Annotated in this window: 14 protein-coding genes; 2 read left to right on the top strand and 12 right to left on the bottom strand. The window is 51.8% G+C overall.

The window, feature by feature from the left end:
* Nucleotides 1-243 precede the first annotated feature (243 nt).
* Complete coding sequence (locus HUN04_00250) at nucleotides 244-1,131, bottom strand: phosphoribosylaminoimidazolesuccinocarboxamide synthase (protein WDP88260.1); 888 nt, start codon at nucleotides 1,129-1,131, stop codon at nucleotides 244-246.
* Between the two features lie 230 nt (nucleotides 1,132-1,361).
* On the opposite strand from HUN04_00250, the gene HUN04_00245 reads away from it, so the two are divergent.
* Nucleotides 1,362-2,669 (top strand): TolC family protein, encoded by a 1,308-nt coding sequence (locus tag HUN04_00245; protein ID WDP88259.1) that lies wholly within the window; start codon nucleotides 1,362-1,364, stop codon nucleotides 2,667-2,669.
* 241 nt (nucleotides 2,670-2,910) lie between these two features.
* The gene (locus HUN04_00240) at nucleotides 2,911-3,234 is read left to right on the top strand and encodes a hypothetical protein (protein ID WDP88258.1); all 324 of its coding nucleotides are present in this window, start codon (nucleotides 2,911-2,913) and stop codon (nucleotides 3,232-3,234) included.
* Here HUN04_00240 and aroC read toward each other — a convergent pair.
* The 11 genes from aroC to HUN04_00185 all read right to left on the bottom strand — a co-directional run bounded on the left by aroC (nucleotide 3,231) and on the right by HUN04_00185 (nucleotide 14,044).
* Nucleotides 3,231-4,295, bottom strand: a complete 1,065-nt coding sequence (gene aroC / locus HUN04_00235) for a chorismate synthase (protein ID WDP88257.1) — start codon at nucleotides 4,293-4,295, stop codon at nucleotides 3,231-3,233. The two genes, HUN04_00240 and aroC, sit on opposite strands and share 4 nt — an antisense overlap.
* Nucleotides 4,282-4,809: a shikimate kinase AroL gene (gene aroL / locus HUN04_00230; protein WDP93105.1), complete on the bottom strand. Its 528-nt coding sequence runs from the start codon at nucleotides 4,807-4,809 to the stop codon at nucleotides 4,282-4,284. Before aroL ends, aroC begins: the two co-directional genes overlap by 14 nt.
* A 4-nt stretch (nucleotides 4,810-4,813) precedes the next feature.
* Nucleotides 4,814-6,067, bottom strand: coding sequence for a 3-phosphoshikimate 1-carboxyvinyltransferase (gene aroA / locus HUN04_00225; GenBank protein WDP88256.1), 1,254 nt, complete (start codon nucleotides 6,065-6,067; stop codon nucleotides 4,814-4,816).
* Nucleotides 6,068-6,087: 20 nt separating this feature from the next.
* Entirely contained in the window at nucleotides 6,088-6,900 is an 813-nt protein-coding gene (aroE, locus tag HUN04_00220) for a shikimate dehydrogenase (protein ID WDP88255.1), read from the bottom strand.
* Complete coding sequence (gene pheA, locus HUN04_00215; protein ID WDP88254.1) at nucleotides 6,897-8,021, bottom strand: prephenate dehydratase; 1,125 nt, start codon at nucleotides 8,019-8,021, stop codon at nucleotides 6,897-6,899. Before pheA ends, aroE begins: the two co-directional genes overlap by 4 nt.
* Nucleotides 8,022-8,299: 278 nt before the next feature.
* Nucleotides 8,300-9,565, bottom strand: a complete 1,266-nt coding sequence (locus tag HUN04_00210; protein WDP88253.1) for an HlyC/CorC family transporter — start codon at nucleotides 9,563-9,565, stop codon at nucleotides 8,300-8,302.
* A 79-nt stretch (nucleotides 9,566-9,644) separates the two neighbouring features.
* Entirely contained in the window at nucleotides 9,645-10,829 is a 1,185-nt protein-coding gene (gene lpxB, locus HUN04_00205) for a lipid-A-disaccharide synthase (GenBank protein WDP93104.1), read from the bottom strand.
* A gap of 11 nt (nucleotides 10,830-10,840) precedes the next feature.
* The gene (gene lpxI / locus HUN04_00200; GenBank protein ID WDP88252.1) at nucleotides 10,841-11,689 is read right to left on the bottom strand and encodes a UDP-2,3-diacylglucosamine diphosphatase LpxI; all 849 of its coding nucleotides are present in this window, start codon (nucleotides 11,687-11,689) and stop codon (nucleotides 10,841-10,843) included.
* A 4-nt stretch (nucleotides 11,690-11,693) separates the two neighbouring features.
* Nucleotides 11,694-12,464 (bottom strand): acyl-ACP--UDP-N-acetylglucosamine O-acyltransferase, encoded by a 771-nt coding sequence (lpxA, locus tag HUN04_00195; GenBank protein ID WDP88251.1) that lies wholly within the window; start codon nucleotides 12,462-12,464, stop codon nucleotides 11,694-11,696.
* Between the two features lie 2 nt (nucleotides 12,465-12,466).
* Entirely contained in the window at nucleotides 12,467-13,504 is a 1,038-nt protein-coding gene (gene lpxD / locus HUN04_00190) for a UDP-3-O-(3-hydroxymyristoyl)glucosamine N-acyltransferase (GenBank protein ID WDP88250.1), read from the bottom strand.
* Between the two features lie 6 nt (nucleotides 13,505-13,510).
* The gene (locus HUN04_00185; GenBank protein WDP88249.1) at nucleotides 13,511-14,044 is read right to left on the bottom strand and encodes an OmpH family outer membrane protein; all 534 of its coding nucleotides are present in this window, start codon (nucleotides 14,042-14,044) and stop codon (nucleotides 13,511-13,513) included.
* Nucleotides 14,045-14,103: the final 59 nt, after the last annotated feature.

Below are 14,103 nucleotides of genomic sequence, written 5' to 3'. Positions count from 1 at the left end.
AAACTCCCCCTTCCCGTGCGCCGGTCAAATCCTTTTACCGTTGCTGAATATGGAGGGCTGAAAAGGGAATCTGGGAAAATACGTCCGATGGCTCTGAGCAAAGATCCAGCAAACGTTGCGATGCTTTTGTTCCGGAAATATCCCGCCCGGGCTGCTTGGAGCAGTCCGGGCGGGATACTTCCTGTTTTCAGCCCGAAAGTTGATTTTGAAGTGTGCAGCTATACCCGCAGAACCATTGTAAGATTAGATGGTCTCCCCGGTGAGGCGGTTGAAGATTTCCTTATAGGTATTGCTGGTGTTTTCAATGATTTCCGCCGGCAGCTCAGGTCCCGGAGGGGTTTTGCCCCATCCGGAATTGGTCAGCCAGTCACGGACCGTTTGTTTATCAAAGCTGTTCTGCCCCCTGCCGGGCGCATAGTCATCCAGGGGCCAGAATCTTGATGAATCCGGCGTCATGATTTCGTCAATGAGGATGATTTCCCCGTCCAGCATGCCGAATTCGAACTTGGTATCGGCGATGATGATGCCTTTTTCAAGGGCCAGCTTTGCACCTCTGTTATAGATTTCAAGGCTGAGGTCCCTCAGTTTTTCTGCATTCTCCTTGCCGATGATATTTACGGTTTCTTCAAAACTGATATTGATATCGTGGTCGCCGATCTCAGCCTTGGTGGACGGAGTGTACAATGGCGTCTCCAGCCGGTCGGATTCCTTCAGCCCCTTGGGCAGCCGGATATTGCAGACATGGCCTTCATTTTGATAGGATTTCCACCCGGAACCTGAAATATAGCCCCGGACAATGCACTCCACGGCCATTGGCTCGGCCTTTTTCACCATCATGGACCGGCCTTCAAGGGCATCCTTATATTTCTGGAATTCCTTTGGATAATCCGCCACATCGGTTGAAATGATGTGGTTTTTCACAATATCTTCCATCTGCTTGAACCAGAATACGGAAATCTGGTTCAGCACCTTTCCCTTATCCGGAATGGTATTGGGCAGGACCACGTCAAAGGCGGACAGCCGGTCTGTGGTTACCATAATCAGGGCGTCGCCCGTATCAAAAATATCTCTTACTTTACCCTGCCTGACCAGCGGCAGGCCTTCATATTCAGTTCCCGGTACAATACTCACCTTATCCTCCTTTTTCAATTACATTTCTTTACAAGAATTTTGGTGATTAATAGCATAGAATAAGGTATTTTTCTATTCTTCTCGGCAAAGTTTTGCACGGGAGAATAAAACTGATATGAAAGGCCGGGCCGTTGCCCGGACACAGGGCTTGACCAAAACCAGCCGCCATATTATGTTGGAGCGGTTTATTTGTAATAATATTCTATAATCGTCTAGGTATGAGGACATCCATGAAACGGACCATCATTTTTCTTTTATCATTGCTGCTAATCTGCGCAGCCTCTGTCTCCCCGGGATTTTCCCAGCCCCTTTACACCCTCAAGGGACTGTGCCAAAAGGCAAATGAAAATGCCGAAACCATTAAAATAGCAGAAGAAAACCAGTATATTGCCGAGCAGGAAAAGGAGCGGGCAAAATCCGTACTCTTCCCGCGCGCCACGCTTTTCGGCAGTTATTTAAATTATAAAAACGACGAACAGACATCGCCGGACACCACTACAATGGGCGGCAAGCTCACCCAGTCATTTACCCTCAACGGCCGGGAGCTCGTTGCCTATGACGTCAGTAAAAAGGGGATTGAACGCTCGATCTTGGCCAAGGAAGCGGTAAGGTCCGATTACATTTTCCAGGTCGCCCAGGCCTATATCCAGACCCTTAGCAGCAAACGTCTGGTGGAAGTGGCAGATGCGGAAGTTAACAGGCTTACGGCCTACAGGAATTCTGTCAAAGAAAAACTGAGTGTCGGCAATGTCACCAAGACCGCCCTATACCGCGCCGAGGCAGAACTTTCCAAGGCCAGGACCAATAAAATTGTGGCCCAGAACAATGTAAAAACCGCCAAGGCCAGCATTGTCCGGCTCACCGGCATTGAAGAGGGCTTCAGGGTCTCTGCCGAGGATATTGAAGGCTTTGAAGACTATAAAATAAACAAGGATGACATCAGAGCCAAGGCCCTGGAAAGCAGATACGAAATAAAGGAGGCCAAAAAGGCCCTGGAAATAGCCCACCGGACCATTGAGTATGAAAAGGGGGACTACTGGCCCAGCATAGCCCTTGAAGGGGGCTACAATGAAAATGACATCAAATATGACAGGGGAAGCGATCCGGATGCAGATTATGATACTGAGAATGCCTATGTCCAGGCCCAGCTGACCTTCACCCTCTTTGACGGGGGCCTGCGGCGGGCCCAGGTGCGTCAGGCCCTGGCTAAAGAGCGCCAGGCAAAACAGTCCCTGGCCAACCAGGAAAAGGCGGTAATTCTGCAGTCCACCCAAGCCTACCTGGAATTCGAAACCGCTAAAAACACCCTGATCAATCTGGCCGACGAACTCAAGTCAGCCCAGGAAAACTATAATGCCGTTCAGATGCAGTTCAAATACGGCATGGCCGACAGTATTGATGTCATGGATGCCAACACGCTGCTGGTGGAAGCCGAACGGCGGATTTCCAATGCGGAATACACCTATTACCTGTCCATTTTAAGAATTATTTATACCCAGGGCGAAATACTCAACCACCTTCTGGCCGATGCGGCCTAAGTCATCACCAAAAAGAATGGGGCTGAATACTGAAGCCCCATTCAATATCCCCACTGGCGATGAAAAATTCGTTCCCCCCGTGCACCGGGCGTGCATGGGGGGAATCTCCTTTTAGTCCCTCCTGAATACCTAATGTTTTCAGCCACTAAACTTGACTTAAGTTCAAGGCTTACTTATCCTTTTACCCATGTTCGTCACATGTCCTTCAACAGGATAAACCACCCACGAAAAGGAGAACATTATGTACGAGATCATCGCCAACCCCGAGGACTACCAGATTGACCACCTCATCAACGGAACCGGAAACGCCGACATCGAACTGAGTCAGGAAGAACGGGACAACTGGGCCGGTGAAATCATCAACTTCAGCGAACGGCTGACCGAGTTTTCCAAAAAAGCCAATCAGCTGGCCTCCATCCTCTCCTCCGGAGACAAGATCTCAGCGACTCCGGCATCCTTGAAAACCCTTAAAATCCAGCTTTTCATGATCAACGATGCCCTAAACTCCGCCATTGAAATTGCAGACAAACTTGAAACCGATATCGTGGAAAAAGCCCCGGTTTAATCTGAAATACAATTCTGGCAGGTCTGCCTTAACAAATGGTCTGTGAGAACCAGCGCAAGCATGGCCTCACAGACCTTGTTTATTCTGGGGATGGCACAGATATCATGCCGCCCTTTTGTTGAGACCACTGCGGCACTGCCGTCCTCCCTTAAGGTATCCTGGGGTTTGAGGATGGAGGGAATGGGTTTCACATGAACCTTGACAACGATATCCTCTCCGTTTGAAATGCCTGCCAGTATGCCACCCGCATTGTTGGACTGGAATCCGTCCAGGGTCATGGCATCGTTGTTCTCCGATCCCTTTAATTCGCCCGCCCGGATCCCTGCACCGATTTCAACCGCCTTTACAGCCCCGATACTCATCATGGCCTTGGCAATTTCTCCGTCAAGTTTGTCAAATACCGGATCACCCAGCCCCGGCGGTACATTTACCGCCCTTATTTCCACGATTCCGCCAAGGGAATCTCCCTCTTCCTTGACCTTGGCAACCCTTTGGGCGACAGCTTCCGCAGCCTTGGCATCAGCCATTTTGAATGGATTTTCATCGATTACGTTTCTGTCAAAGGTTTGGGCATGGATCCCGCCCATGGCAAGGGTATGGCTTTCAATGGAAACCTTATGGGGATCCAGGACCAGTTGGGCCACAGCCCCTGCCGCCACACGGGCGGCGGTTTCCCTGGCAGAGGCCCTGCCCCCGCCCCGGTAATCCCGGATCCCGTACTTTTTAAAATAGGTATAGTCTCCGTGGCCTGGGCGGAAAACATGGGCAATGTCTGCATAGGAACGGGATTTGGCATCTTTGTTTTCAATGAGTATCATAATGGGGGTGCCCGTTGTCCTGCCCTCAAAGGTACCGGAGAGTATCCTGGGCCGGTCCGGCTCATTACGCTTGGTGGATGCCGGCCCCTTTCCGGGTTTCCGTTTGTCCAGAGCAGCCTGTATTACAGCCTCATCTATTTCCAGACCCGGGGGACAGCCCTGGATAACGACCCCAAGGGCCTTTCCGTGGGATTCGCCAAAGGTTGATATTTGAAACGCTTTTCCAAAGCTAGAGCCGCTCATTTTCAAGCCTCCTTATGATGTGGTGGGCCGCGTCTTCAGGTGTATATCGGGCCGTGTCTACAATTATTTGGGCCATTTCCCGGTATAATGGCGTTCTGATGTCCAGCATCTCACGGGTCTCCTCTTCCAGGCTGTGGCCGGTGAGGTCCGGTCGGTGATCCGTTAGTTCTGCGTCTTTGGACAATCTGGATAGCAGTGTGGACACATCGGCATGGAGCCATACACAGATGCCGGAATCATGAATCCACACCCTGTTTTTCTCCGCCAGGATAATACCGCCGCCTGTGGCCACCACCGGTGCCGAAGAGATATCCAGGGAGGTCAGCACCCGGTTTTCCATTTCCCGGAAATGGTCCCAGCCCTTGTTTGCAACCATTTGGGCAATGGAAATATTGAACCGGGCCTCAAGGGCGGTATCTGTATCCACAAAGGGGCGGCCGAGGGCCCGGGCCAGAAGCCTGCCGATGGTGGTTTTGCCTGTACACCGGTAGCCGACGAGGAACACAGGCAACAATTTATCAGAGCGCATCATAGATCTGCCAGTAGGTGGGGAAGGATTTTTCAACACAGCCGGGATTTTCAATTTCCATACCCGCCACCACGAGTCCTGCCACGGAAAATGCCATGGCAATGCGGTGATCGTTAAAGGTTTCGATACAGGCACCGCAGGGATTGCCTCCGGTAATTTCCATGGAATCCGGCCCCTGGCTGACCTGGACACCCATTTTGGCCAGCTGGGAGCAGACCGCATCGATGCGGTCGCATTCCTTTATCCGCAAATGGCCGATATTGCGGATCCGGGTCCTGCCCTTGGCAAAGGCTGCCACAACGGCAATGGCCGGCACCGCATCCGGGGTGTCGGCCATGTCCACATCCACACCGGTAAGCGCACCGCCCTGTACAGAGAGCACCCTGCCCTCTTTTTGCACATGGCAGCCCATTTTCTCCAGGATGTTCACCTGTTTCAGGTCGCCTTGAAGTGATTCTCCAATATTGTCTACCCCGATTTTTTTGCCGCTAACCGCCCCGGCCGCCCAGAAATAACCGGCATTGGACATATCCGGCTCCACGATTCTCTTACCCGGGACATATGCCTGGCGGCCCGGAACCTCATACCTGATATTTGACACCCTTTCAGCCGTCACATTAAACTGCCGCATGACATCCAGGGTCAGATCAACATAGGGCTGGGATACCGGAGGGCCGTCCAGTTCAATGACCAGGCCCTGGTCGAAAAGGGCGCCTGCCATGAGCAGGGCGGAAAGGTATTGACTTGACCTGGAGCAGTCGATCCGGGTTTTACCGCCCATGCGGCTGTTCCCCTGGATGACGACAGGGGGGGTGCCCTGGTCGTTGCGTGAATACGCCGAAATCTGGATCAGGTTCAGGGCCTCCAGCAATTCGGTCATGGGCCGCTGGCACATGCGCTCATCCCCGGTCAGGGTATAGGCGGTATCCCCCAGGGCGGCAATGCCGGCCAGCAACCGCATGGAGGTGCCGGAATTACCCAGGTAAATGGGCTCTGGATAGGGCCTTGGGCGGCCGCCGAAACCGGTAATTTCATAATGGTCCTCACCGGCTCTGTGGATACCGGCCCCCATATGTGACAGGGTCTGCCGGGTCAAGGCGAGGTCATCGCTTTCGAGGGAGTTGTAAATATCCGATTTTCCCCGGGCCAGGGCCGCGCAGATCATCATTCGGTGCGAGATACTTTTGGATCCGGGAATACGGACCACCTGGTCTGGGATATTCCGGGGACTCAGCTGCTTCATCTTTTTCTCCTTCGGGCGCATCAGCCCAATATGTCTTTTCTCATCAGTTCGATATCAGGAATCCTGCCCGTCCACAGCGTAAACTGGGCGGCGGCCTGGGCCAGGAACATGGTCAACCCGTCAATGGTGGTGCATCCCTTTGACCTGGCGGTTTTCAGCAGACAGGTATCCATGGGCGCATACACCACATCCATGACCAGCATACCGGGCCGAAGGGCCTTTTCAGAAAAACTCAAGACCTGGTCATTGGGCACCATGCCCAGGCTGGTGGTGTTGATCACCACGTCCGCCTGTATATCCTCAGCTTCCTTGGCCGGAACAAATTCTCCGGATACCCGGTCTGCCAGGTCCAGCCCCTTTTCCTGGGTCCGGTTGGTGACAATAATTTTTGCCCCTTCCTTTGCGGCCCCGTGGGCGACGGCCCGGGCCGCTCCCCCTGCCCCGACAATGCAAACCCGTTTATCCCGGATGCTGCCCAGGCCCAGGATGGGATCAATAGCCGCCCGGCAGTCAGTGTTATAGCCCTTGAGGACACCGTCCTCATTGACGATGGTGTTTACCGCCCCGATTTCCAATCCCAGGGGATCAATCCAGTCCAGATACGCCATGACAGATTCCTTAAAGGGAATGGTCACAGAAGCCCCCCGGATGGAAAGGGTTTTGATTGACATGACGGCCTTTTCAATATTTTCGGGTTCAAATGCCAGGTAAACGGCATTGATCTTTTCTTCCCGGAACGCCCTGTTATGGACGGCTGGGCTTTTGGAATGGGCAACCGGACGCCCAAGCACGCAATAAAGGGCGGTGGAGGTATCGATTAAACAATGGGTCATGGGAGGGGCTCCTCTTTTTTAAATATGGGATATGCCCCCAGAATTTTGAGCGAAAGAGTTGCAGACCTGATTTCGTCAATTGTACGGCTCACCGCCGCTTCTTTGATATGGCCTTCAATATCCATAAAAAAATAATAGCTCCAGTTGTGGTGCCGGGTGGGCCTGGATTCAAGTTTCACCATGTTCAGTCCGGCCCTGTCAATGGGGGCCAGGGCTTTGAATAACGCCCCCGGGGTATGGGAGGTGGCAAACATAATTGAGGTTTTATCTTTGCCGGTGGGTTCCGGGGAATCCTTGCCAATGACCAAAAACCGGGTAATATTCCCCCCCCGGTCTTCGATTTTTGACGCCACGGGCAGCAGTTCATAAATATGGGCCGCCTTTTGGGAAGCGATGGCCGCAACGGTTTCGTCCCCGGCGGCCATCTGAGCTGCCTTGGAAGTGGAACTTGTCTCCAGCACCTCGGCTTCGGGGAAGTGTTTACGAATCCACCCCTTGCACTGGGCAATGGCCTGGGGATGGGAGTAAATGGTTCTGACATCGTCCGGCTCCCCGGTGATGGAAAGCAGGTCGTGGGAAATAGGTTCGTAATGCTCGGCACATATATTCAGGTCAAACTCAGTAAACAGGTCCAGTGTATGATTCACTGCCCCTTCAATGGAATTTTCCACCGGTACCACCCCGTAATGACCCTGGGACCGTTCTACCTCCCGGAATACATCAAAGAGGCTGGGTTGTTCAGCAAAATCACCGGAATGCCTGAAATGATTCAGGGCGGCAATATGGGTGTAACTTGCTTTAGGTCCTAAAAAGGCGATGGTCTTAGGCTTTTGGATTTCCCTGGTGGCGGTGATGATCACATTAAATATATACTGGATCAGCTCCGGGTTCGCAGGGCCTTGGTTAATTTTAAACAGGTTTTCAACCACCATCCGTTCCCGGGCCCGGTCAAGGATCTGACTGCCCTTCTGCTTTTTAACCATGCCCACCTGTTCTCCGATGTTCAGGCGCCGGTTTATCAGCTCCAGAATCCTGGCATCAATCCGGTCGATCTCTTCCCTCAAAGGTGCCAGAGAATTGGCTTGGGTATCATCCACTTTTTTCTCTTTCGGTATTTCCATAGTCTAAGGTTCCTGGATCATTCCCTCCCCCCCAAAAACGCGAAAACCGCACCAGGCGTCTGCCTGCTGCGGTTTTTTGATCGGGGTCTCGGGTGTTAAGGTTGATTCACCACCGGCAGGCAGGCTCCCTTCTAAAGAAGCTGCTAAAATAAAAATATCTGCCAAAGGTAAAATTCATCTTTTAATCCGATTCGTTTTTTTAAGGTCCAAGAAGCTTATACAGATGATTTTCATCTGTCAAGTAAATATCCCTGATTTTTTATTTTTTCACTCCTTGGTTATCCGAGTCCCTTGGCGTCCTGGTTGTCAGCAGGTTTGACGATAAAGGATTTTATCCGGTTACCGTCCATGTCCTTCACCGTAATCACCCAGTCATCCAGCCGAATGAACTCTCCCGGTTGGGGAATCCGCTCGATCTGCTCAAGAAAAAAACCTGAAATGGTATCGTAGTTGGCGGATTCCGGAATTTCAATATCAAGGGCCTTGTTCAGGTCATCCACATCCATCCGTCCGGAGACCAGCCATTTTTTCCCCTTTAACTGAACAATGTCAGGGGCGTTATGATCGGTCTCATCGACAATTTCGCCAAACACCTCTTCCACCACGTCCTCCAGGGTGACAATGCCTGAGACCCCGCCGTGCTCATCCACCACCACCGCCATATGGTTCTTCTTGGTTTTAAAGGCCTGGAGCAGGGAATCCAGCTTTTTGGATTCCGGGATAAAATAGGGTTTTTTCATGATGGATTTCAATTCAAGGTCCCCGACATTTTTTCCCGATTCAACCTGGCGCTGGAACTTTGCGAAAAGATCCTTCACATGAAGAATCCCAACGATATTGTCAATGGTATCCTCTATCACCGGTATTCTTGAAAAGCCGGTTCTAAGCACATCCTGGATATCCAGGCCCTGGGAAACATCCACCACAAACATATCCGCCCTGGGGGTCATGATTTCTGAACAGGAGGTATCGTCAAACTCAAAGATGCTGGTGATATACTCTTTTTCTTCCACTTTGATTTCCCCTTCCTCCTCAACCACCTCAACCATGGTCATAAGTTCATCTTCGGTAACGGCCTCCTGGGCGTTATCAATGGTCCCATGGAGTTTGGGAATAAAATTGAGAATAAAGATCAGGGGAAAGAAAAGTTTTGACAGCCAGTACAGGGGATAAATCACCCCCCTGGATACCAGCACATTGTTGTGGTTGGCAAAGGACTTGGGAAAAATTTCCCCGAAGACCAGGATAAGAAGGGTCATGGCACCGGTTGCAATGCCGACGGCGTTGGAGGCAAAATAGGAAATAGCCAGGGATGTTGCCAGGGCAGACGCACCGATATTAACCAGGTTGTTGCCGATGAGAATCGTGGTCAGAAGTGTATGGGAATCCTCTTTCATCTCCATAATCAGGCGGCCTGTGCTGGAACCGTCCTTGGCCACATGTAGTGCTTTGACTTTTGAAATCGAAAAAAGTGCTGTTTCCGAAGCCGAAAAAAAACCGGACAATAGAAGACAGATGAGCAACAGGGTCACTTCAAAGGTCATGAAAATTTAAATCCTCTTAGATTAATATGATGGTCTGATTCACTCTAATCACTTTGCCATGGGTTTGTCAAATAGGTATTTAAGCCCCCGGTTTCCTTTCTTTCCCCATAATATTTATAATAATTTTCGCGGTTCGATCCGGTGCACCGGGCGTGCCCAGCCGCTGGCGAACCTGGGCCAATTGTCTTCTGTGGGCACTTAGATCGGAGAGTATGGAAAACGCCTTTTTTGAAATCTTTTCAGGACTGGCGTCCTTCTGGAGCAGCTCAGGCATGACCTCCCGCCCCATAATCAGGTTGGCAAGGCCGGCGTATTTTACTTTAACCAGCAGCTGGCCCAGGGCAAAGGCCAAGGGTGAAAGTTTATAAACGATAATGGTCGGCACCTGACAAAGGGCAGCTTCCAGGGTAACCGTTCCCGATGCCGCTATGAGCATGTCCGCCGTTTTAAATATGGCGGCAGGGCGGCCTGAAACAATGCTGCAGGACTGGCGGATGGGATGGTCTTCCAGAATCTGGCGGATACGTTGGTCATACTGGGCGATTCCAGAAGATATCAAAAAGCGGGCCTTTCCGTGCACCTTGACAATTTCTTGGGCCGTATCCAGCATCACCGGCAGAAGCTTGTTAATTTCAGAAGACCTGGAGCCGGGAAGGAGACCGATGACAGGAAACCCGTTCTGGCAGCCAACATTGTTGTCCTGGCCTGAGGGGGGAGCCGGATATTCGTCCACCAGGGGGTTTCCCACATAGGTGGCGCTAATTTTAAGCTTTTTATAAATGGGCAGCTCAAAGGGAAGGATCAGGGCCACATGGTCCGTATAGTCTTTTATTTTGCTGAAGCGGGATGCATTCCAGGCCCAGGCCTTGGGGGCGATATAATAACACACCGGTATATCCAGGTTTTCATGTACATATTTTGCTGCCCGGAGGTTGAATCCCGGATAATCGATAAGAACCAGAACATCGGGCCGGTCGATATTGAGACGCTGCTGAACCGTCCTGAAAGCCTGCCGGATGGTGGAGAACTGCCGGGCGACCTGGATCAGTCCCATGGCAGAAAGCCGTTCAATGGGGAAAAAGATCTCAGCGCCCTGCCCGGCCATGGCAGGACCGCCGATACCTGAGATGCGGATGCCGGGCACAAGCTTTTTAAGGGCCCTGATCAGGGGAGCGGCATGGAAGTCTCCCGAGGGTTCCCCGGTCAGGATCATAATATGGGGAGCCCTGTTCCCGGGGGCTGGTTTCACGGGCTGAATCCGCATTGGCTCAGATGTCATGGGATATCTTCTTCTGTTAAGGATACGATCGAAATCTTATACTTATCTGCCAGGGCAATCATTTCCTCCCTGTCAAAGGATAGGGATTTCCCGGCCTCAAGGGCCAGGACATCGGCACCGGCACGATTCATGGTTTCAATGGTGGTGCACCCCGACGAAGGCAAATCAAACCTAAGATCCTGCTGTGGTTTTGAAAGTTTCACCACCACAGCACCGTTGCCCCGGGCAAGTTTACCGCCCCTGAGAATGGTGGCATCAGTGCCGTCAATGGCCTCAACGGCCAGAACAGTGCCGTTGGAAATCACCAGGCACTGGCCGATGTCCAGGTTTCCCACTGCCTTGGCCAGATGCCAGCCCTGATGGATATCCTTTTGCTGGGCCTTGTCCGGCTGCTTTTTTGTCCAACACCCCCTGGGGCTGATCAGCTCTGGCAGCAAAAAAGTGGAAGGCAGCAACTCAATGCCCTCCTTTGCCATGAGATCGGCAAAGGAAGAAAGGATACTGTCGTCATGGGTGCGGGCGGTTTTTGCAATAAAGGCAAGGGCCTTGAAATCCGGGCGGATATCTTTGAATATATTTGCTTTGCTCACAGAGCCCAGCATCACCGCCCGGCTGACACCATTTCGTTTAAAATATTTGACCAATTTATTGATCTGGCCGAGATATAGCCATTTGAACTCATCCACCCGGCCTTCAAGCCCGGGATCGGTTTCCGAATGAAAACCGGTTGCGATGACCGTATAGCCTCTTTGACGGGCCTTGGCTGAGAAAAGGCGGGGGAACTGCCCCCCTCCTGCGATCAGGCCGATGGGGCCCAAAGATATTTCAGGACTGCTGCCGTCCATGATTCTATCGGGTAACCCCGCGGTTGGAATCCTGGATGAACCGCATGAATGCCATAACCTCCGGTGTCTGTTCCACTTCGGCCTTGGCCCGTTCAACGGCCTGGGTCACGGTGAGGCCGATCCTGAAAAAGATCCGGTAGGCCTTTTTGAGCTGCCTGATGGTATTCTTTTGGAAATTATGACGTTTGAGTCCCACGTTATTGAGGCCGTGGAGTGTGGCCCGGTCGCCGGCACAGATCACATAGGGGGGAATATCCTTTACCACGGCGGATTTCCCACCGATGTAGGCATAGTCGCCGACCTTTACAAACTGATGGATGGCCACCAGTCCTCCCACGGTGGCATAGTCGCCGATTTCAATGTGCCCGGCCAGGGTGGAATTGTTGGCCAGAATGACGCCCTTCCCTGTCTTGCAGTCATGGGCGATATGGGTATAGGCCATAAGATAGTTTTCTTCGCCGACCTCTGTGACCCCGCCGCCGAATCCGGTCCCCCTGTTGATGGTGCAAAACTCTCTGATAATGCTTCCCCGGCCAATTTTCAGATAGGTTTTTTCACCGTGGAATTTAAGATCCTGGGGGTCACCACCGATGGAGGCGTATTGGGAGATCTGGCAGTCCGGGCCGATGGTGACATGGTTTTCAATGGTGGCATGGGGGCCGATGGTGGTGTTGGCGCCGATACAGACATCTTCTTTGACGATGGTGTAGGGCCCAATGGTGACGTTTTCATCGATTTGGGCCGATGAATCAATAATCGCGGTTGGATGGATCATACTTACTCCGTTGTTTTACTTTCAAGCGCTTTGAGTCTTTTTTCAAGGGAAAGCAGTTTGGTTCTCATTCCTGGTAGGCGGGAAATAATATTGGCCACTTTCAGCCAGGTTTTATGGGGCATATGGGGAATACCCGAAACAATTTCATTGGGGGGGACATCCTTTGAAACACCGGCATAGGGTCCCACAATGGCCCCGTCCCCGATTTTGAGATGGCCTGAAACACCGGCTTTCCCGGCGATGATCACATTATCACCCACCTGGGTACTGCCGGCAATTCCCACCTGGGCGACCACCAGGGTATTGTCGCCGATTTTAACATTGTGGGCAATATGGACCTGATTGTCGGTCTTGACTCCGGCACCGATACGGGTAACCCCCAGGGTTCCCCTGTCAATGGTGGTACAGGCGCCAATTTCAGCATTGTCACCGATTTCCACATAGCCGGTGTGGGCCAGTTTGGTGTGGCGGTCGCCATCCTGTGCAAACCCGTAGCCGTCTGAACCAATGACGGCATTGGGATGGATGATCACGCCTTTTCCCAGCAGGCTTTTATCCATGACAACGGCGTTGGGCTTGATGATACAGCCCTCCCCGATTCGGCAATGGTCTCCAATAAAGGCACCCGCCATAAGATGGGCGTGGTCGCCGATAACTACATTGTCGCCGATGACGGCATTGGCGCCGATGCATGAGCCGGTGCCAATCACTGAATTTTTTCCGATCACAGCACTGGGGTGAACGCCTTCTGCAAGGGGAGCTCCGGGATAGAGATGATCGACTACCTTAAAAAAGGCAAGTTTTGGATTGGAACTGAAAAGAAGCGTGCCTTGAAACACCGTATCTGGGGCAAATGTTTCAGGAACCATCACGGCGCCTGCCCTGGTTTTATCCAGCTTTGACAAATACCCCTGGTCCACTGCAAAGGCCAGATCTGACGGGCCGGCATCATCAAACGAGGAGACCCCGGTAATTTCATACCCGGGGTCTCCCTCAATGCGGGCCTCGACCATATCGGCTATCCTGCGAATAGTCAGCATAGGCAATTATTTTTTCTTGGCAACCTTCTCGTTGTATTTCTTGATGACCATGTCGGTAATATCCACCTGGGCAGGCGCGTAAATGACGCCGGCGGTTTTCCGTTCCAGGATCAAAAGAAAGCCCTCTGTCTTACCCAGTTCATTGGTAAGTTCAAACACGTCTTTTTCGATCTGGCTGACCTTTTTTCTCTGGAGAATCTGGAACTCCTCTGTGAAATCTGCATTCATTTTTTTCAGGTCAGATACCCGGTCCCTCAATTCCCGCTGGCGGTCCCGTTTTTTTTCAGCGCTGAGCACCAGGGACTCCCGCTCCAGTGCAAGGGACATTTTTTCAACTTCCTGCTTTTCGGTTTCCAGTTTTTTCTGAAGTTCAGTCCATTTGGCCTTAAGTTCCTTCTGGGTCAGTTTGCCGGCGCTGGATTCCTTGAGAACCTTTTGGAAATTGACTACGCCGATTTTGGCCACATCGGCCCCAAATGCATTACCGCTAATGATTGCTGCTGTGATCAGGATTGCCAGTGTAATGAATCCTTTTTTCATTCTGCCTCCAAATAGTTAAATAAGATTATTAATGTAAATACTTATGGTCGATTTAAACG

Source organism: Desulfobacter sp. (assembly GCA_028768525.1).
GTDB lineage: Bacteria > Desulfobacterota > Desulfobacteria > Desulfobacterales > Desulfobacteraceae > Desulfobacter.
Note: the sequence above shows the minus strand (reverse complement) of the source record. Positions and strands in the feature narration are given on the sequence as shown.

Bases quoted from the DNA above. Each gene is read 5' to 3' on its own strand.
- HUN04_00245 (WDP88259.1), top strand. From the start codon at position 1,362: ATGAAACGGACCATCATTTTTCTTTTATCATTGCTGCTAATCTGCGCA.
- HUN04_00240 (WDP88258.1), top strand. From the start codon at position 2,911: ATGTACGAGATCATCGCCAACCCCGAGGACTACCAGATTGACCACCTC.
- aroC (WDP88257.1), bottom strand. From the start codon at position 4,295: ATGAGCGGCTCTAGCTTTGGAAAAGCGTTTCAAATATCAACCTTTGGC.
- aroA (WDP88256.1), bottom strand. From the start codon at position 6,067: ATGAAGCAGCTGAGTCCCCGGAATATCCCAGACCAGGTGGTCCGTATT.
- aroE (WDP88255.1), bottom strand. From the start codon at position 6,900: ATGACCCATTGTTTAATCGATACCTCCACCGCCCTTTATTGCGTGCTT.
- pheA (WDP88254.1), bottom strand. From the start codon at position 8,021: ATGGAAATACCGAAAGAGAAAAAAGTGGATGATACCCAAGCCAATTCT.
- HUN04_00210 (WDP88253.1), bottom strand. From the start codon at position 9,565: ATGACCTTTGAAGTGACCCTGTTGCTCATCTGTCTTCTATTGTCCGGT.
- lpxB (WDP93104.1), bottom strand. From the start codon at position 10,829: ATGCGGATTCAGCCCGTGAAACCAGCCCCCGGGAACAGGGCTCCCCAT.
- lpxI (WDP88252.1), bottom strand. From the start codon at position 11,689: ATGGACGGCAGCAGTCCTGAAATATCTTTGGGCCCCATCGGCCTGATC.
- lpxA (WDP88251.1), bottom strand. From the start codon at position 12,464: ATGATCCATCCAACCGCGATTATTGATTCATCGGCCCAAATCGATGAA.
- lpxD (WDP88250.1), bottom strand. From the start codon at position 13,504: ATGCTGACTATTCGCAGGATAGCCGATATGGTCGAGGCCCGCATTGAG.
- HUN04_00185 (WDP88249.1), bottom strand. From the start codon at position 14,044: ATGAAAAAAGGATTCATTACACTGGCAATCCTGATCACAGCAGCAATC.